The sequence below is a fragment of the Pedobacter sp. genome, from assembly GCF_031119335.1.
In the GTDB taxonomy this organism is placed as follows: Bacteria; Bacteroidota; Bacteroidia; order Sphingobacteriales; family Sphingobacteriaceae; genus Pedobacter.
Window position 1 is genome coordinate 34,118 of sequence record NZ_JAVHXT010000020.1, and the last position, 15,941, is coordinate 50,058.

Sequence of the window (15,941 nt, forward strand, 5' to 3'; positions counted from 1 at the left end):
TATTTTGAGAATAGCGTAACAAAAAAGGATGACCACTACAATCGGGTTTAGTTAACAAAGCTGGCATTATATAGGATAAAAAATGAGTGAGTTATTAAAGACAGTTTTCTTTAGCCTTACATCCATAGTTACACCGCTTGCTATGTTTATCGCAACTTGTATCTATATTTCCAAAAAGATAAAAACTGATTCTATCCTCTTATTTTTGGGCGCTCTTGTAGGCTTAATAGTTAGCACTGTTAGCTTGGTTATCATTCCTTATTTTATGCGCTCGGGAAGTTATTCTTCTCTCGAAATCCAACAAATCTATATGGCAATTGGCATAGTTAGTTTTTTTGGAGGAATTTGCTTCGTTATAGGATTTTTTATATTGATAATGGATGCGACAAAAGGTAAAAGGGCAAATCAAAATGACTTTCCAGATAGCAATATATTATAATAATGCAGTTTATTAAGAAAGTAAAATCATATAGAAATATTCATCCAAAATTGATATTCAGTTTCGGAGCTTTATTCACCTTTCTATTTCTATTATCAACATTAAGCTGCAGTCGTTTACCCAATGTTCAAGGCAAAGGAGAAACCTTTTTGCAAGGTGTTTGGAACCAAGACAGCATCCCTAACAAAGAACAACTGAAGTCGTACACCCAGCATCATTTCAAATTTAGCTGCGATTCTTTTTACGTAGACTACATTACTCGTTCGAAAGTGAACTACTACAATAACGAATGCTTTAATAACGGTGTTTGGAAAGAGTACGCGAAAGGAACCTACCAAGTTAGAAACGACACACTGATATTGGTTGGTGATTTTACGAAAGAAAATTACAAGCAAAAGGTTTCTGGCTGCTATCGCAATGGACATTTTATTAGTAACTTTAAAGTAAAATCGTGGAGCGCTGAACAATTGCAGTTGGAGAATTTAAGCGATCAAACCGAAGTAATACTAAATTTAAAAGAAAAGATAACTTGCGTACAGAAGGCGCTTTAGGCATTTTACCTCATTGCGATGCACGAAGCAATGACGAATTAGATTATAAAATATGAAAAACTTAAAAAAATTAATCCTGGCGTTTGCCATTGTTTATGCACCAATTGCAGCTAACGCTTGGGGCCTGCTTGGGCACCGTATTGTTGGCGAAATTGCTGATAGTTATTTAACGCCGAATGCTCGTAAAGGCATTAAGCAAATTTTAGGTAATGAAACTTTAGCTATGAGCGCAAACTGGGCCGATTTTATCAAATCGGATACCAGCTACAGGTATTTGAACAATTGGCACTATGTAAACTTGCCAGAGGGTTTAGATAAAAGTGGTTTGGGCAATTTTTTAGATGGCTTTAAGGAAGCGAACATCTACAGCAAAACCAATGAAATGATTGCTTTGCTAAAAGATCCAAAAACACCTGCAGACAAGAAAGTTTTCGCAATGCGCTTATTGGTTCACTTAATTGGCGATATGCACCAGCCAATGCACACTGCTAGAAAGGAAGATTTAGGTGGTAACAGGATATCTGTGATGTGGTTTGGCCAAAAATCTAACTTGCACAGAGTTTGGGACGAGCAGTTAATCGATTACCAACAATTGAGCTATACCGAATATACAAAAGCCATCAACTTTGCTACGCCACAGCAATTAACCGAGTGGAACAAAGCGAGCTTGAAAGATTGTATTTTCGAGTCGTACGAGATATGCAATAAAATTTACGCTACAGGCATTAAAAACGATGATAAACTAAGCTATAACTACAACTTCGATTGGATTGGAACATTAAACAATCAATTGTTAAAGGGTGGTGTGCGTTTGGCTAAAGTGTTGAACGAGATTTATAAGTAGTTGGTTAATTGTAGCGTTGTTAACCTCACCAACGTATAAGGCAGAAAGAAAAATATGAAAAATAAATTAAGTTGCTTTGTACTGCTTATCGCACTATTTGGTTTGGGTTGTAAGAAAGGTTTATCAGACGATATCACCCAGTACAATTGGGTATTGGAATCTCAAATGGTTACACCTGCAATCACTTTATATGGTAAAACTTCAACAGATTATTTGGCATTGCAAAATCCAGAAGGATGCACCAAGAACAATACCCTTAATTTTAAAAAAGACGGTACATATTCCATATCTTCTAATGGTTCTCTTTGTGATATGGCAACAAATAGTTCTAATCAGAAATGGACGAGAACAGATAATGAATTGGTCCTAAATTATGATGCCCATCTTAGCGAGAAGTTTTTTATCGAAAAAGACAAGATGACTAAAACAGAAAGTATAGAAATAGAAGGAAAAAACTACGTGTTTATAACGGTTCGTAAGGCAAAGAAGTAATGAAAATCCTCATGGTTTGCTTAGGTAATATTTGTCGTTCGCCTTTGGCGCATGGCATTTTGCAACATTTGGCCGATCAAGAAAATTTAGGTTGGCAAGTGCACAGCGCAGGCACTGGAAATTGGCATGTGGGTAATCCGCCAGATAGAAGGAGTGTTTTGGCCGCCCGTAATTTAGGTTACGATATTGGTGCACAAAGAGCAAGACATTTCAGTACAAGTTTTTTCAACGAGTATGACCATATCTTGGTAATGGATAAAAATAACCTGAGAGATGTACTACAATTAACAGAAACGCAAGAGCATCGAAATAAAATCAAGCTCTTTCTTATAGACGATGAGGTTACTGATCCTTATTACGACAACGATTTATTTGATCCCGTAAGCAGACAAGTAGAACAGCGTTGTAAAGAAATATTAGAGGAGCTACGTGGTTAGCTCCTTTTTGTTTTGAGTTAAATAAATATAGTTGAACATGCAATAAGTTGCTATTGCACCGAAACTATGCCACAAGAAATGTGTTCCAAAGCTTGCCCATTCCCATTTATCCGCTATGCGAAAAGTAAGTGCAAAAGCAAAAGATAGCAATGCAAAACCAACCCATTTTCCTGCTTTCCATTTTGTGGCGATAAGATGTAGCAGCACTGGCACCAAAACCAACAAGGCCATCATTGCGTAATTGATATTGATGAAAAGGTGTGCATTTTGTGTGGTCAATAAATCTCTAAGTGCAAATTGTAATCCGGCATAGCCGAAAACCATTAAAACGGCATAAAACCACCTTGTACTTTGCGCCAAAAAATAAATACCAGCAGATACGCAAAGCAGCATAATCGGAAGCCAATCCATCATAATAAAAACAGACCATTGCCTTAACGAATGATAAACGGTACCACCTATACCACCAATGTAAAGTAAGACCAGACAGTAGCCCAAAAATGGATGTGCCTTGAAATTTCCTTTGATTTTTATCGTCCAAAAAATGGCAATGAATAAAAAGAAAACTGCGGTGATGGCATTTAGCGGCTCAGGAAAAAGTTGAGCCATATTGGTTTCCGTATAGATTATTCCTCCATCTGGAGGGAGTTGGTTAATAGACATGAGCTTATTTTTATTCTTAAAACGTGAAGGTAATTGTTTTTGTTTTAGCTTAACTTTAGGCTTCTGTAAAACTAAAGTAACCACATAGACACATAGCTTTACTTTTAAGTTTATTCTAAAGCTATGTGTCTATGTGGTTAAAATTTAAAAACCAAACAAGCATGACAAACCCAAAACTATTTATGATTTTGCTGGGATGTAAACCAAAAGGTAGACATACCGAGCAACACGATATTTTCTTCGCTATTGCAAATGAAGTGAAAGAGTTGGTGCCCGCAATTAACGCTTTCTGGCCCGAGGCAAATGGAAAAATACATTTAGACGCTTACAGAATTGTAAACAATGTTAATGGTTATAAAGTAGATGTTGTAGAGAAAAATAGCAAAGCTGATGCTGCAAATCGCTTATTCTTTATGAATTTAGGCGGATATCAAAGTAATGTTTTTGAAGAACTACACTATAAAATGTTGATGGTGGCTACAGAAAAAGCTGAGGCTATCAAAAAAGCCAAGGAAAGCGAGTTTTTTATGCAATATTTCAGTCCTCATATAGATGATAAATATGGTGTAGATGTGGACGATGTTTTTGAGATTGAAGATGTGTTGCAAGAGGAGATAAAAGCTAAATATCAGTTGATTTTTACACCCACGGATAGTTTGCCAGAAGATGAAATTGTGTTAGGCTACATGCCAATTGGTAAGTTGTAATTTTTCTTGTAAACACCTTAATCGTTTCTTGCTAGTCGAGATTATTACATGAACTCGCTTTTGCTCGGTTTGTAATCTCGTCTTTTTGAGTTGCGGATTTAAAATCCGCAGATAACTAATTCCGGATTACAAATCCGGAATAGCGACCGTTCAGCATGACGAGGCGCTTAAAGAAAAAGCGAGCTAATGCATCCACATTGGGCCCGCTAAAACTATAAGGAATTAAGAAGCTTGTTAATGAACTCAAACATAAGCCCTGCAAAGTTCATTTTTAATAAAGTATCGGTAAAAGGCTATTATGTGTAGCTGATTGTCTTTGTCATTAAATATTCACAACTTTTTAGCTAAGCTTTTGTTGCTGTTTTACTTCTTAAATTGCATTAAAAAACAACAACATGTCATTACTTTTTTCACCTATAAAAATTAAAAACATCACTTTAAAAAACCGTATTGTGGTTTCGCCAATGTGCGAATATTCATCTATAGACGGTTTTGCGAATAACTGGCACTTGGTGCATTTGGGCAGTAGAGCTGTTGGTGGTGCAGGGCTTGTCATTACAGAAGCTACGGCAGTATCGCCAGAAGGAAGAATTTCTATTGTAGATTTGGGCATTTGGAAAGATGAGCATAAGGAGAAGTTAAAGGAGATTGTAGATTTCATCCATGAAAACGGATCTGTAGCGGGCATCCAATTGGCTCACGCAGGCAGAAAAGCAAGCTTCGATATTCCTTGGGAAAATCCCGCACAAGTATCTAAAGAAAATGGCGGTTGGGATACAGTTGCTCCGAGCGCTATCCAATTCAATTCTAAAGATAAAATGCCCATTGCTTTAGACAAAGCTGGCATCGAAAAGGTAAAATCAGATTTTAAAGCGGCTGCCAAACGTGCTTTAGAAGCTGGATTTAAAGTAGTGGAAGTACACGCCGCTCACGGTTATTTGCTGCACCAGTTTTTATCTCCATTAAGCAACCAACGTACAGACGAGTATGGTGGTAGTTTCGAAAACAGAATAAGAATAGTATTGGAGGTTGTTGCTGCGGTGCAGGAAGTTTGGCCAAAGGAAAACCCCCTATTTGTGCGTATTTCTGCTACCGATTGGGTTAATGGAGGTTGGAACGCAGAAGATTCGGTACAGCTAGCAGGAATCTTGAAAGAAATAGGAGTAGATGTAATTGACACTTCAACAGGAGGTTTGGCCAGAGAGCAACAAATTCTGGTAGCGCCAAATTATCAGGTAGGTTTTGCGGAACAAATTAAGAAGGAAACTGGTATTTTGACAGGTGCAGTGGGCTTAATTACCGAAGCAGCGCAGGCTGAAGCCATTTTGTCCGCAGACCAGGCAGATCTAATCTTTATCGCTCGTGAGCTCCTTAGAAACCCATATTTTCCGTTACAAGCTGCCAAACAACTAGGTGATGATGTGAAATGGCCTGTACAATATGAAAGAGCTAAATAGTATTCTTAAACGGAGTGATTTTAACACCGCCAGGTATTTTGTAAAGAATGAAGTTTTTCTATCTTTATAAAGCCAAATGTTAAACGTGTATGCTTTATAAAGGGTTCCTATTAATCCTATTTTATATCTCTTTTTTTGCAACCCAAGCTGCTGCACAGAAAAAGAAAACGACGAGCTTTTTCTTTGATACTGATTTAAGTGTATTAGATGAAAAACAGAAAGAAGCGTTTTCGCAGTTTGTAAGCGAAATGGAGGCTGAAGACATCGTGTCTATTTCGATACTCGGCTATTGCGATGATAGGGGAAGAAAGGGCTATAACGATACGCTTTCTATAAAAAGAGCCAACTACGTTAAAGATTTACTGCATCAAAGAGGAATTAATACCGATAAAGTAAAATTGCTTACTGGCAATGGAAAAGTAGATTTAGCAGAACAAAACAACGTAACCGAACAAAGAGCTTACAACAGAAGGGTAGATTTAGTGATAGGTTATGTAAAAAGAAAGTTTGCTAACGACAACTCCATTTTATCAGACACACTTAAAGTAGGTGATAAGATTATTCTAGAGAACATCCTTTTTGAAAATAGTAGGTCGGTGCTTTTGGAAGAATCAATTCCAGTTTTAGAAAGGATAACCAATATCATTAAAGAAAAGAAGCAATACAATATTGCCATACTCGGTCATATTTGTTGTAATCCGCCAGGTAGAGATGTAAAGGATTTTGAAACTGGTGAGTATAATCTTTCACAAGCAAGAGCAAAAATCATTTACGATTACCTAATTTATAAAGGAGTGGATAAAAAAAGGTTGACCTATAAAGGTATGATGGCTAATTTCCCTTTGGGCAAAGGCGAAAAGAACGACAGAAGAGTTGAATTACAGATTACCGGCATCAACACCAAATAAAGAATTTTAAAACCTTTTGATAAACCTCATAGTTTAAACTTTGGGGTTTTTCTCTTTTATTAGCAATTTGATTTTTACTTTTGAAGCGAGCTTCATCGCTTATTGATACGATTTAAATATAATAGCATGTTTGATAAATTAATGGCTGCACAAGGCAAAGCCGAAGAAATTAAGAAAAGATTAGATACCATTTCGGTATTTGGCGAGGTAGAAGGTGGCGCAATTAAAGTTACCGCTACTGCAAATAAAGCGATTACTGCTATCGCAATTACCGACGAATTTTATGAAAAAGCCGACAAAGAAGAACTAGAAGAACTGTTACAGGCTGCGGTTAATAAAGCGCTTGCACAAGCCGACCAAGTTAGTGCAGTTGAAATGCAAGCGGCAACTAAAGATATGTTGGGCGGTTTAGGTGGTTTGTTCGGCGGTTAAGCTTGAAAGACTAAAGGTGAAAGACTAAAGCTTTCTCCTTTGCACCCCGATTTCTTATATCTTAATACTCAAATCTAAAAAAATGAAATACACTTATTACGGGCAGTCGTGCTTTCTATTAGAAACATCGTCGGCAAAACTATTATTTGATCCTTTTATTAGTGGAAATCCATTAGCGAAAAACATTGACATAGCTAAAATTGAAGCCGACTACATTTTGGTAAGTCATGGTCATGCAGACCACGTAGCAGATTTGGTCGATATTGCCAAAAGAACAAACGCAAAAGTCATCTGTATGCCAGAAATAGCAGGATGGCTGCAAAAGCAAGGTGTTACCAATATCCACGATATGAACATTGGCAAGTTTAAATTCGATTTTGGAACTGTTCGTATGGTTACAGCAACACACTCTAGCAGTTTGCCAGATGGTTCTTATGGAGGTAATCCGGCAGGTTTTGTGTTAGATGTTGATGACAAACAGATTTATTTTGCAGGCGATACAGGTTTAACCCTAGAGATGAAACTTTTGGCCGAACTGTACAAGTTGGAGTATGCTATTTTACCAATTGGCGGTAATTACACCATGGATGCCAGCGATGCTGCAATAGCTGCAGAATATGTAAACTGCAATAAAGTAATTGGTGTACATTATGATTCTTTCCCAGTAATTGAGATTGATAAATACACTGCCGTTGAAGTATTTAAAAGAGCACAAAAACAATTGTTATTGCCTGCAATTGGCGAAACGATAGAATTGTAGTATTTGACTTTAATTAGACTTACGAAGTTTTTAAATGGCAAAGCCCTCAACTTTACCATTAAAATAACAGCATACAAAAGTTAAACTTCGTAAGTCTAAAATAAAAAAGTCCCGACATTACATCGGGACTTTCTTTTTGTCAGTTAGCCTTTCTTTTTAGCGGCTGCCTTGTTTGCTTTATACCTCATATCAGCAGTTCCATCTTTCTTCTTCGGTCCTGCTACAACCACTTTATTAGCCTTGTTTTCTTTGTAACGCATATCTGGCGTACCGTCGGCTTTAAGCTTTACACTTGTAGATTTAGTTTTTGTAGTTACTGTAGTTTTTTTAGGGGTTTGCTTTACTGTTGTAGTAGTTTGCGCAAATGTAGTGCTTAAGCCAAATAGGGCAATAGCAGCTAGAGTTAAGAATTTTTTCATTTTCAGTAGTATTATTTTAGTGTTTAATAACGATGTAATATACAGAATGTTATCTGTTTAGTGAGAATTTAATTGGAATGTTGTATCGTACATTCACTACTTCGCCAAACATTTTGCCGGGCATCCAATCTGGAGACATTTCAAGTACCCTCATCGCTTCTATCGCAAGCTCATTATTTGGCGACCTTTCTATATTGACATCTTCTACATCACCATTTTTCTTTACACTAAAACTTAATATTACCGTGCCCTGAATGCCTTGTTTGGCAGATTGAGATGGATATTTGATTTCTGAAGAAAGATACCTATAGAAATCTTTTAAACCACCTTTGTAGGTTGGCGGAGAGAATAAATCTTCATATTTAACTTCTACCCCATTTTTGTCATAGTATTTGCCGCTTATTTTCTTTCCAATCTCATCGTAACTTTCTTCGCCCGCTATCTTACCTTCTTTATAAGTGAACTTCCAAATACCCGATTTTTTGCCATTCACATAGCTGCCCTCTTCCTTATTACCAAGCCAGTATTCTATGAATTTGCCATCTAGCTTGCCGTAGGTGTAGGTTTCGATTTTCTTTTGTTCCTCGCCGTCATTGGTGTAAGTAATCCATTCTCCGTGTTTGTGGCCTTTATCATAATTCCCTTTTTCTTTCAACTTGCCTTTAGCTAGTTTTGAATACGGGCCTTTTCTTACCACTAGATCCCTATCCTCAAAACTGATAACCTCCTGAAGAATATCTTTTCGGTCGTAGAACGAAACTTGGTAAAATTCTCCAGTACGTTTAATTACCGGTCGCCATTTAGAACGCACAGGGTCTTTGGTGTACATTGGGCTATTGTAAACCAATGTGGTATCTTGTATGGAATTATTACGGTCGGTATTTTGTGCAAAGCTGATTTTTGTAATTGCTAGCAATAAGATAAGCGTTATTTTTTTCATCGTTATTTGTTATTATCGTCGTCATTGCGAGGCACGAAGCAATCTTAAAAGATAAATTTCAAAGATTGCTTCGTGCCTCGCAATGACGTATTAAGTTTATTAATGCGCCTCCAACCAATTTACACCTTCGCCAATTTCAATTTCAATTGGTACTTCGGTTTTGATGGCCGTTTTCATTCTGTTAGTGATAATTTCTTTCACCGCTTCTTTTTCGCTCTTAATTACATCGAACACCAACTCATCATGTACCTGCATCGTCATTTTTGATTGTAGTTTTTGAGCCGTCATGTCTTTATGGATATTGATCATCGCAATTTTGATCATATCGGCTGCGGAACCTTGAATTGGTGCATTAATCGCATTTCGCTCTGCATAACCTCTTACTGTCATATTTGCCGAGTTAATGTCTCGTAAATATCTGCGACGGCCCATAATGGTTTCTACGTAACCGTTTTCGCGAGCAAAATTCATGGTATCGCTCATGTAGTTTTTGATACCTGGATATTGAATAAAGTATTGTTCGATAATTTCGGCAGCTTCTTTACGCGGAATGTTCAAGTTTTGCGATAAGCCAAAAGCCGATTGACCATAAATAATACCGAAATTAACCGCTTTGGCATTTCTACGTTGATTGGAAGTTACTTCATCAATGCCAATTCCGTAAACTTTGGCTGCAGTTGCGGTATGGATATCAATTCCATTTAAAAAGGCATCCAACATATTTGCTTCCTTACTTATTTCGGCAATGATCCTTAGTTCAATTTGTGAATAATCGGCAGATAAAAGGATGTGATTTTCGTCTCTAGCAATAAAGGCCTTCCTAACTTCCCGACCTCTATCAGTTTTAATAGGAATGTTTTGTAAGTTCGGATTGTTAGAACTCAATCTTCCCGTTGCGGCAACTGCCTGATTGTAACTTGTATGCACTCTTCCAGTTCTTGGGTTTACCAACAAAGGCAAAGCATCCACATAAGTAGATTTCAATTTCTGCATCTGGCGGAAATCTAGAATATCCTTAACAATATCGCTTTTATTAGCTAATGCGGTTAACACATCTTCGCCAGTTTGATATTGACCGGTTTTAGTTTTCTTCGCTTTTGGATCAAGTTTTAAATGATCAAAAAGAACTTCTCCTAATTGCTTAGGTGAGGCGAGATTAAACTTAAACCCCGCTTTTTCATAAACCGAAAGTTCAGCTTTTAAAATTTCCTCCTGTAACTGCGACGAATAATTGGCTAGTGTTTCAGCATCAATCCTAACACCTTCTTTTTCCATATCAGCCAATACATAAATCAGCGGATTTTCGATTTCGGCAGCTAGTTTATTGGCATTTCTTTCCGCTAGCATTGGCTCAAAAACATTGGCCAATTGCCAAGTCACGTCGGCATCTTCTGCGGCATAATCAACCACTTTCTCTACCGGCACATCTTTCATATTCAGTTGGTTTTTACCTTTGGCTCCAATTAACGAAGTAATAGAAATTGGGGTATAACCTAAATAGTTTTCCGAAAGCACGTCCATGCCGTGTCGAGTATCAGGATCTATCAGATAATGCGCCAACATGGTATCGAATAACTCTCCTTTTAGATTGATGTCGTACCATTTAAGTACCAACATATCGTACTTAATATTTTGACCAATTTTAACGATATTTTCGCTTTCAAAAACTGGCCTAAACTCTTCTAAAATGGCTAGTGTTTCTGCTTTATCTTGAGGAGTTGGAATGTAATATCCTTTACCGGCTTCAATGGAGAAAGATAAGCCTACCAAATCCACAAAATTGGCGTCTGTTCCTGTCGTTTCGGTGTCAAAAGATATCCGACTTTGTCGCAATAACAAATTAACTAGTTCTTTTCTCTCCTCTGGTGTGGCAACTAAATGATATTCGTGCGGTGTGTTAGCAATGTTTTTGGCATCAATCGGCGTATCGAACAGCGAAGGTTGGTTTTCTACTTCTTTTGTAGTTATAGCGTTGCCGAACAGATCTTGCTGTCCCCCCGCTTTACCTTCATTTACACTAAAAGCATCGCCAAAAACACGTTTGCCAATGGTCCTAAATTCTAGCTCAGCAAATAGAGGTTCTAACAACTCTTTGCTCGGTTCTTCAAGCAATAACTGTTGTTCGTTAAATTCTACAGGAACATTCAGAATTATAGTAGCCAGTTTTTTGGAAATCAATCCTTGCTCAGCAAAATTTTCTACATTTTCCCTTTGTTTTCCTTTCAGTTCGTGACTATTGGCGATGATATTTTCCATACTGCCGTATTGCTTAATCAGCGCTTTAGCAGTCTTCTCGCCGATACCAGGAATACCTGGTATATTATCTACGGCATCACCCCATAAGCCCAAAATATCAATTACCTGCGAAACATTTTCAATTTCCCATTTGGCCAAAACCTCTGGCACGCCCAAAATTTCCATTTCGTTACCCATACGAGCAGGCTTGTAAATGAAAATATTATCAGAAACCAACTGAGCGAAATCTTTATCGGGTGTCATGCAGAATACCTTAAAGCCAGCTTTTTCGCCTTCCTTGGCCAAGGTTCCAATAATATCGTCGGCTTCGTAGCCATCTTTAGTAATTACCGGGATATTGAAGCCCTCAATGAGCCTGAAAATATAAGGAATAGCTTTCGATAAGTCCTCGGGCATAGCTTCTCGATGCGCTTTGTAGGCTTCAAAATCGGTGTGCCTTTCTGTAGGCGCATCGGTGTCGAAAACTACAGCGATATGCGTAGGCTTTTCCTTTTTTAGCACTTCTAGTAAGGTATTGGTAAACCCCATCACTGCAGAAGTATTAACACCTGTTGACGTAAAACGAGGGTTTTTGCTTAGTGCGAAATGTGCTCGGTAAATCAAGGCCATTCCGTCTAAAAGGAAAAGTTTTTTGTTGCTCATTTGCTTAACAATATTTGATATTTAAGACAGATGATAAAGGTAATGATAAATTGAAAAAACTAGGAGAAAAGAATTACCAACGAAACCATTAGCAAGTTAAATAAAGCATGGAAAAGCATACTGTAGATTAGGCCATACTTAATGCGTAAGTACCCAAGTCCTAGTCCGCCAAAAGCTTGGGAGCCAATGTAGAACACAAAACTAGGGTCAGTAACCGTCAAATCTTTGTAGTTGCTTAAATGTACCAATCCAAAAATAATGGCAGTGTAGTAAAATAGATATGGATAAATCTTTATCCAGAATTTTGTAGCGTAAAACCTACTTTTTTTCTTCAAAAACTCGATGACTAACACTGCTAAGACTAAAGCTGTCCCAATAATGGCAAGCTGAATACGTATCCCATTAACTTGCGAAACGGTTAATGCTCCTAAGGATAGAAAAATAAAATAAATTGCCCCGTTTAGATCCTTTAGATGACATCTGAAAATAGTTTCTTCCAATAGTGGCGCAACGATACAGGCTAAAAATAAAGTGCCTAAAACACCAAATTCTTTTAAGAGGTCTATGCCTTTGTATTCTCTGATCAGATCAAAATGTAAAAGTAAACCAAATACAGATAATAATAATATGGTAAAGGAAACATACAGAATTAAAAGTGCTGCAAAATCTCTTATCAATAAATACTTGTATTTGACTTGCTTTAGTGGTTTTGGACTCTTTAAAAAAGTGACAAAAGTTTCAAGCGCTTCCTTCATGATGTGAGATGTTAATAAATGTTATCGATATAACAATACTACATTATTTTCCGTTAATTTGAGTATGAGAATTTTTAAATTAATAGTCGTAATTTGTTTGTTGGCTTTTACCACAAAGGCCCAAGATGCGGTATTGATTAGTGAGGGCAACTTTGTGCGTGGCGAAATTAAAGGAACCAATTACGAATCTGTTTTTATCCAAATAGAAGAGCAAGGCCTAAAGGAATATAAGGCTAAAGATATCAAATCATTTTTATGGAACGGCGATACCTACGAAAGTAAGCCCTACATTGTTGGGAAGAAAGCAGTAGTTAAGTTCTTTAAATTGGTAGAAAGCGGAAAAGTAAATTTATATGCGGTGGGCGGAACATCTGGTGTTGAAGAACCTGTACAACCTCGTGTAAAAGCTCGCCCAACTTTTGGTGTTGGCATGGGGACTGGTGGCGGTATGGGCGGCGGCATGGGAGGTGGTGTTAGCATTAACCTTGGTGGTAATCGTGGCGGAGGTGTTGAAAGACCCGCTGGAGCACCGCCGAAAGCCAAGGTTTTTTACTTCATTGAAAAACCAGGCACCGGCCCAATGCAAGAAATTGCTGCTGACGGCTCTAGGACAGCAGCTACTAAAAACTTGCTGTTAGCTAAACTTACGGGTGACGAAGGCTTAACAGAGAGTATCAAAGCAACCGAAAGTTTCGACGAAAAAATGCTGATTGCGTTGGTAAAATCTTACAATGAGGCGGTGAAGTGAAATAGTTTCCGCTAGTCGAGATTATTACATGAACTCGCCTTACTCGGTTTGCAATCCGGAACAGTTTTTTTTGACATTTTTTAAGTAAATATGTTTGTTAGTTCTCCTCTCCTTTTGCATAAAGTATGATTGAGTTTGGATTTACTATTTCTATTTTCATTGCGTCACCTTGCCGAAATTTGGTTTGAACCCAATTTGTGTATTCGTTACCAATATAAGTACTAAGGGTTTCATTTTCATTAAATTTCCTATTAATATGCGAGGGGTATTTTGCGATCTGTCCATTACACCCAAGTTTAACTTTTATTTTTTCTTGATGTTTGCCAAAGTAAGGCTTGTCCTTTTTTAGAACATTAAAAAACCCTTGATTATAAAAAGCTATGCCTAGCTTTATGTAAATTATCATGACCTAAAATTTTTGAATTTTGGTTTGCCAATTATTTAAGACATAATTATATTTTTCAGTCCCTTTAGGCACTCTAGCGGCAGGACTTGGGGAAGCTAGGCTAATTACATTTGATTCAACACTACTTACTTCTTCAATCCAACTTTTAAGTGTAGATCCTTTGCCCCATGTAGAGTAGACTTTTATACCTGGGTTTTTCCTAATTACCTCGTTTATGAATAAGGTATTATAGTTTCTGTTGATTTTTCTGTTGATTATTTTAGAATCTCGATATCCTTCTCCAATTATTCCTGGTACAAATTCTTCTAAAGCATTAACACTTCTAATCATATCCATACAAGCAATTTTGTTTTGTTTCAGAAGAGGCAATAGCTCGTTTATGTTGTTTCTGTTAAAATGGGAAGTAAATATCTTTGAAAGAATATTCCATGTGAAATTTTTTTCTCTTCCATAAAAGTAAGCAACACTTTTTCCTCCATAAGGATTGAATGTGCCTAAAAATAAATGTTTAACTTTCCAAGATGGAATAAAGAAGTCACGGTCTAAAAGTTGGTGATTTACTATCATAGAAACTAGGATGTTTTTTACTAATTATAATAAAAAAATTATGAACATCCAAATGTTTTTATGTTAAACTCAAAGCAACGTGAAAATCATCAATCCTCCAGAATTAAAGGAACTTTATAACCTGCAATTACAAAAGATGACAGCTTTAAATGAAGGTGGAGAGCTAGCTTATTCCAATATTTTTCAACCAAAATAGCAACGTCTCCACCTTTCAATTAATTAGCGGTTATTGTTGTCACTGGGCGCATTTGTTAGTCCCAGTAATTGTGGATTAATCGCTTCTTCCATGTGCCTTCTAACGCCAATTAGTCTTTGGACCCCATTAAAAGTAAATACTTTGCCTACCGCCATCTCTCTTTTGATGTCTTTTCCCCAAACATGGATAACGATATCTCCCAAATGAAACCATTTCAATTCGTGCTTTCCAAGGGTTGAGCTGGTAATTTTTGTGATGGTGCCAGAAATAGATTTTTTGTTGATTTCTGGATGATATTGGTAAGTGCGCAGTTGCTTTTGCTGGGCACTGAGGCCTGTTAAAATACATAACGTTAAAACGCTAGTTATTAAAAAATTTTTCATAGGATGTGTATATAGTAGATACTCCTAACCTATTAAAAAATGTGCCAAAGTTATTAAAGCCTACATTTAGATCGGCTTTGTATAAACCAAGATTTTGCAAACGTGTAACGCTTGGTCAATTTGTAGAAGATTTTACGCAAAACACTGCTTATCAATGCTATTCAACCCTACCTAAAGTTGGGTCTGTTTAAGGTTTATCAGCATGTCCCAAACTTTTACCCGGACAAGCAATATCTCTAACCAGCTGTTTCAGCTCTTTAATATCTGGAAAACGACCTTGCGCTTTTCTGTCGAAAATTAAATCGTTATTTACGAAAATTAGAAATGTGCCACTTGTTTCACTGGGTTTTAATTTTACGCTTTCCAGTTCTTCAGAAAAAGTAGTCAACAGTTCTTGAGCGAAATAAGCAGAACGTAACATCCAACCACATTTAGGGCAATATTCAATGGTAACATTGGATTTGTTTATCATAAAATTCTTCGTCCTTTCCCGAAAGGTCGGGATAAATTATGTTTTAGTGGTTAAAACCTATTTCTTCAAATCGTCCCAAAACTCTACAGCTCTGCGATAGTGTGGGATAACGATAGAGCCACCCACCAAATTGGCGATCATGAATATTTCGTTCATTTCGTCATCGGTAACGCCTTCGTTGTAGCACTTTTCTAGATGATATTTAATGCAATCATCACATCTTAAAACCATCGAAGCTACCAAGCCCAACATCTCTTTTGTCTTTACGTTTAATGCGCCTTCTGCGTAAGAAGTGGTATCTAGCGCAAAAAAGCGTTTAATGTTGGTATTGGCGGTTTCCATTACACGCTCATTCATTTTTGAGCGATAGTCGTTAAATTCTTCTGCTAATTTTCCCATTTTTATAATAATTGAACCCCTAAATCCCCTAAAGGGGACTAAAATCATTTGGCTACTTACAAAAGCCC

Annotated in this window: 21 protein-coding genes; 11 read left to right on the plus strand and 10 right to left on the minus strand. The window is 37.1% G+C overall.

Going from position 1 to position 15,941, the window contains the following annotated elements; translation table 11 throughout:
• The first annotated feature begins 82 nt into the window (after positions 1 to 82).
• From REI64_RS17095 to REI64_RS17115, 5 genes are read left to right on the plus strand one after another with little or no spacing between them, the layout of a single operon-like run.
• A complete protein-coding gene (locus REI64_RS17095; RefSeq protein ID WP_308851363.1) occupies positions 83 to 439 on the plus strand; it encodes a hypothetical protein in 357 nt (118 codons plus the stop codon).
• A 2-nt stretch (positions 440 to 441) separates the two neighbouring features.
• A complete protein-coding gene (locus REI64_RS17100; RefSeq protein WP_308851364.1) occupies positions 442 to 990 on the plus strand; it encodes a fumarate hydratase in 549 nt (182 codons plus the stop codon).
• A gap of 52 nt (positions 991 to 1,042) precedes the next feature.
• A complete protein-coding gene (locus tag REI64_RS17105) occupies positions 1,043 to 1,834 on the plus strand; it encodes a S1/P1 nuclease (protein WP_308851365.1) in 792 nt (263 codons plus the stop codon).
• A 54-nt stretch (positions 1,835 to 1,888) separates the two neighbouring features.
• Positions 1,889 to 2,326 carry a hypothetical protein gene (locus tag REI64_RS17110; RefSeq protein WP_308851366.1) on the plus strand — a complete coding sequence of 146 codons (438 nt, stop codon included), beginning with the start codon at positions 1,889 to 1,891 and terminating at the stop codon, positions 2,324 to 2,326.
• On the plus strand, positions 2,326 to 2,763 hold the full coding sequence (locus REI64_RS17115; RefSeq protein ID WP_308851367.1) for a low molecular weight protein-tyrosine-phosphatase: 438 nt from the start codon (positions 2,326 to 2,328) through the stop codon (positions 2,761 to 2,763). The genes REI64_RS17110 and REI64_RS17115 overlap by 1 nt, the downstream gene beginning before the upstream one ends.
• Here REI64_RS17115 and REI64_RS17120 read toward each other — a convergent pair.
• A complete protein-coding gene (locus REI64_RS17120; protein ID WP_308851368.1) occupies positions 2,752 to 3,426 on the minus strand; it encodes a hypothetical protein in 675 nt (224 codons plus the stop codon). The genes REI64_RS17115 and REI64_RS17120 overlap by 12 nt on opposite strands.
• A 161-nt stretch (positions 3,427 to 3,587) precedes the next feature.
• On the opposite strand from REI64_RS17120, the gene REI64_RS17125 reads away from it, so the two are divergent.
• The 5 genes from REI64_RS17125 (at position 3,588) to REI64_RS17145 (ending at position 7,690) form a co-directional block, all read left to right on the plus strand.
• The gene (locus REI64_RS17125; protein WP_308851369.1) at positions 3,588 to 4,133 is read left to right on the plus strand and encodes a DUF1543 domain-containing protein; all 546 of its coding nucleotides are present in this window, start codon (positions 3,588 to 3,590) and stop codon (positions 4,131 to 4,133) included.
• A 395-nt stretch (positions 4,134 to 4,528) separates the two neighbouring features.
• Positions 4,529 to 5,590 carry an NADPH dehydrogenase NamA gene (gene namA, locus REI64_RS17130; protein WP_308851370.1) on the plus strand — a complete coding sequence of 354 codons (1,062 nt, stop codon included), beginning with the start codon at positions 4,529 to 4,531 and terminating at the stop codon, positions 5,588 to 5,590.
• An 89-nt stretch (positions 5,591 to 5,679) separates the two neighbouring features.
• On the plus strand, positions 5,680 to 6,498 hold the full coding sequence (locus tag REI64_RS17135) for an OmpA family protein (RefSeq protein WP_308851371.1): 819 nt from the start codon (positions 5,680 to 5,682) through the stop codon (positions 6,496 to 6,498).
• Positions 6,499 to 6,624: 126 nt separating this feature from the next.
• Positions 6,625 to 6,930, plus strand: a complete 306-nt coding sequence (locus REI64_RS17140) for a YbaB/EbfC family nucleoid-associated protein (RefSeq protein WP_308851372.1) — start codon at positions 6,625 to 6,627, stop codon at positions 6,928 to 6,930.
• An 82-nt stretch (positions 6,931 to 7,012) separates the two neighbouring features.
• Entirely contained in the window at positions 7,013 to 7,690 is a 678-nt protein-coding gene (locus tag REI64_RS17145; RefSeq protein ID WP_308851373.1) for a metal-dependent hydrolase, read from the plus strand.
• A gap of 143 nt (positions 7,691 to 7,833) precedes the next feature.
• Here REI64_RS17145 and REI64_RS17150 read toward each other — a convergent pair whose 3' ends face one another.
• The 4 genes from REI64_RS17150 to REI64_RS17165 all read right to left on the minus strand — a co-directional run bounded on the left by REI64_RS17150 (position 7,834) and on the right by REI64_RS17165 (position 12,702).
• On the minus strand, positions 7,834 to 8,109 hold the full coding sequence (locus REI64_RS17150) for a hypothetical protein (RefSeq protein ID WP_308851374.1): 276 nt from the start codon (positions 8,107 to 8,109) through the stop codon (positions 7,834 to 7,836).
• A gap of 49 nt (positions 8,110 to 8,158) precedes the next feature.
• The gene (locus REI64_RS17155) at positions 8,159 to 9,049 is read right to left on the minus strand and encodes a TonB family protein (protein ID WP_308851375.1); all 891 of its coding nucleotides are present in this window, start codon (positions 9,047 to 9,049) and stop codon (positions 8,159 to 8,161) included.
• A gap of 99 nt (positions 9,050 to 9,148) precedes the next feature.
• Complete coding sequence (gene polA / locus REI64_RS17160; RefSeq protein WP_308851376.1) at positions 9,149 to 11,947, minus strand: DNA polymerase I; 2,799 nt, start codon at positions 11,945 to 11,947, stop codon at positions 9,149 to 9,151.
• Between the two features lie 59 nt (positions 11,948 to 12,006).
• The gene (locus REI64_RS17165; protein ID WP_308851377.1) at positions 12,007 to 12,702 is read right to left on the minus strand and encodes a type II CAAX prenyl endopeptidase Rce1 family protein; all 696 of its coding nucleotides are present in this window, start codon (positions 12,700 to 12,702) and stop codon (positions 12,007 to 12,009) included.
• A 64-nt stretch (positions 12,703 to 12,766) separates the two neighbouring features.
• Between REI64_RS17165 and REI64_RS17170 the strand changes: the two genes are divergently transcribed.
• Positions 12,767 to 13,450: a hypothetical protein gene (locus REI64_RS17170; protein ID WP_308851378.1), complete on the plus strand. Its 684-nt coding sequence runs from the start codon at positions 12,767 to 12,769 to the stop codon at positions 13,448 to 13,450.
• A gap of 97 nt (positions 13,451 to 13,547) precedes the next feature.
• Here REI64_RS17170 and REI64_RS17175 read toward each other — a convergent pair whose 3' ends face one another.
• The 5 genes from REI64_RS17175 to REI64_RS17195 all read right to left on the minus strand — a co-directional run bounded on the left by REI64_RS17175 (position 13,548) and on the right by REI64_RS17195 (position 15,873).
• Positions 13,548 to 13,856, minus strand: a complete 309-nt coding sequence (locus REI64_RS17175; RefSeq protein ID WP_308851379.1) for a hypothetical protein — start codon at positions 13,854 to 13,856, stop codon at positions 13,548 to 13,550.
• Between the two features lie 3 nt (positions 13,857 to 13,859).
• Positions 13,860 to 14,423: a hypothetical protein gene (locus REI64_RS17180; RefSeq protein WP_308851380.1), complete on the minus strand. Its 564-nt coding sequence runs from the start codon at positions 14,421 to 14,423 to the stop codon at positions 13,860 to 13,862.
• Between the two features lie 219 nt (positions 14,424 to 14,642).
• Positions 14,643 to 15,002, minus strand: coding sequence for a hypothetical protein (locus tag REI64_RS17185; RefSeq protein WP_308851381.1), 360 nt, complete (start codon positions 15,000 to 15,002; stop codon positions 14,643 to 14,645).
• Between the two features lie 187 nt (positions 15,003 to 15,189).
• Entirely contained in the window at positions 15,190 to 15,474 is a 285-nt protein-coding gene (locus tag REI64_RS17190; RefSeq protein ID WP_308851382.1) for an Rdx family protein, read from the minus strand.
• 57 nt (positions 15,475 to 15,531) lie between these two features.
• Positions 15,532 to 15,873 carry a carboxymuconolactone decarboxylase family protein gene (locus REI64_RS17195; RefSeq protein ID WP_308851383.1) on the minus strand — a complete coding sequence of 114 codons (342 nt, stop codon included), beginning with the start codon at positions 15,871 to 15,873 and terminating at the stop codon, positions 15,532 to 15,534.
• Between the last annotated feature and the right edge of the window lie 68 nt (positions 15,874 to 15,941).

Coding starts and splice junctions, on each gene's coding strand:
- REI64_RS17110 (WP_308851366.1), top strand. CDS start 1,889: ATGAAAAATAAATTAAGTTGCTTTGTACTGCTTATCGCACTATTTGGT.
- polA (WP_308851376.1), bottom strand. CDS start 11,947: ATGAGCAACAAAAAACTTTTCCTTTTAGACGGAATGGCCTTGATTTAC.
- REI64_RS17170 (WP_308851378.1), top strand. CDS start 12,767: ATGAGAATTTTTAAATTAATAGTCGTAATTTGTTTGTTGGCTTTTACC.
- REI64_RS17105 (WP_308851365.1), top strand. CDS start 1,043: ATGAAAAACTTAAAAAAATTAATCCTGGCGTTTGCCATTGTTTATGCA.
- REI64_RS17155 (WP_308851375.1), bottom strand. CDS start 9,049: ATGAAAAAAATAACGCTTATCTTATTGCTAGCAATTACAAAAATCAGC.
- REI64_RS17095 (WP_308851363.1), top strand. CDS start 83: ATGAGTGAGTTATTAAAGACAGTTTTCTTTAGCCTTACATCCATAGTT.
- REI64_RS17165 (WP_308851377.1), bottom strand. CDS start 12,702: ATGAAGGAAGCGCTTGAAACTTTTGTCACTTTTTTAAAGAGTCCAAAA.
- REI64_RS17150 (WP_308851374.1), bottom strand. CDS start 8,109: ATGAAAAAATTCTTAACTCTAGCTGCTATTGCCCTATTTGGCTTAAGC.
- REI64_RS17145 (WP_308851373.1), top strand. CDS start 7,013: ATGAAATACACTTATTACGGGCAGTCGTGCTTTCTATTAGAAACATCG.
- REI64_RS17185 (WP_308851381.1), bottom strand. CDS start 15,002: ATGAAAAATTTTTTAATAACTAGCGTTTTAACGTTATGTATTTTAACA.
- namA (WP_308851370.1), top strand. CDS start 4,529: ATGTCATTACTTTTTTCACCTATAAAAATTAAAAACATCACTTTAAAA.
- REI64_RS17100 (WP_308851364.1), top strand. CDS start 442: ATGCAGTTTATTAAGAAAGTAAAATCATATAGAAATATTCATCCAAAA.
- REI64_RS17115 (WP_308851367.1), top strand. CDS start 2,326: ATGAAAATCCTCATGGTTTGCTTAGGTAATATTTGTCGTTCGCCTTTG.
- REI64_RS17120 (WP_308851368.1), bottom strand. CDS start 3,426: ATGTCTATTAACCAACTCCCTCCAGATGGAGGAATAATCTATACGGAA.
- REI64_RS17175 (WP_308851379.1), bottom strand. CDS start 13,856: ATGATAATTTACATAAAGCTAGGCATAGCTTTTTATAATCAAGGGTTT.
- REI64_RS17140 (WP_308851372.1), top strand. CDS start 6,625: ATGTTTGATAAATTAATGGCTGCACAAGGCAAAGCCGAAGAAATTAAG.
- REI64_RS17180 (WP_308851380.1), bottom strand. CDS start 14,423: ATGATAGTAAATCACCAACTTTTAGACCGTGACTTCTTTATTCCATCT.
- REI64_RS17195 (WP_308851383.1), bottom strand. CDS start 15,873: ATGGGAAAATTAGCAGAAGAATTTAACGACTATCGCTCAAAAATGAAT.
- REI64_RS17125 (WP_308851369.1), top strand. CDS start 3,588: ATGACAAACCCAAAACTATTTATGATTTTGCTGGGATGTAAACCAAAA.
- REI64_RS17190 (WP_308851382.1), bottom strand. CDS start 15,474: ATGATAAACAAATCCAATGTTACCATTGAATATTGCCCTAAATGTGGT.
- REI64_RS17135 (WP_308851371.1), top strand. CDS start 5,680: ATGCTTTATAAAGGGTTCCTATTAATCCTATTTTATATCTCTTTTTTT.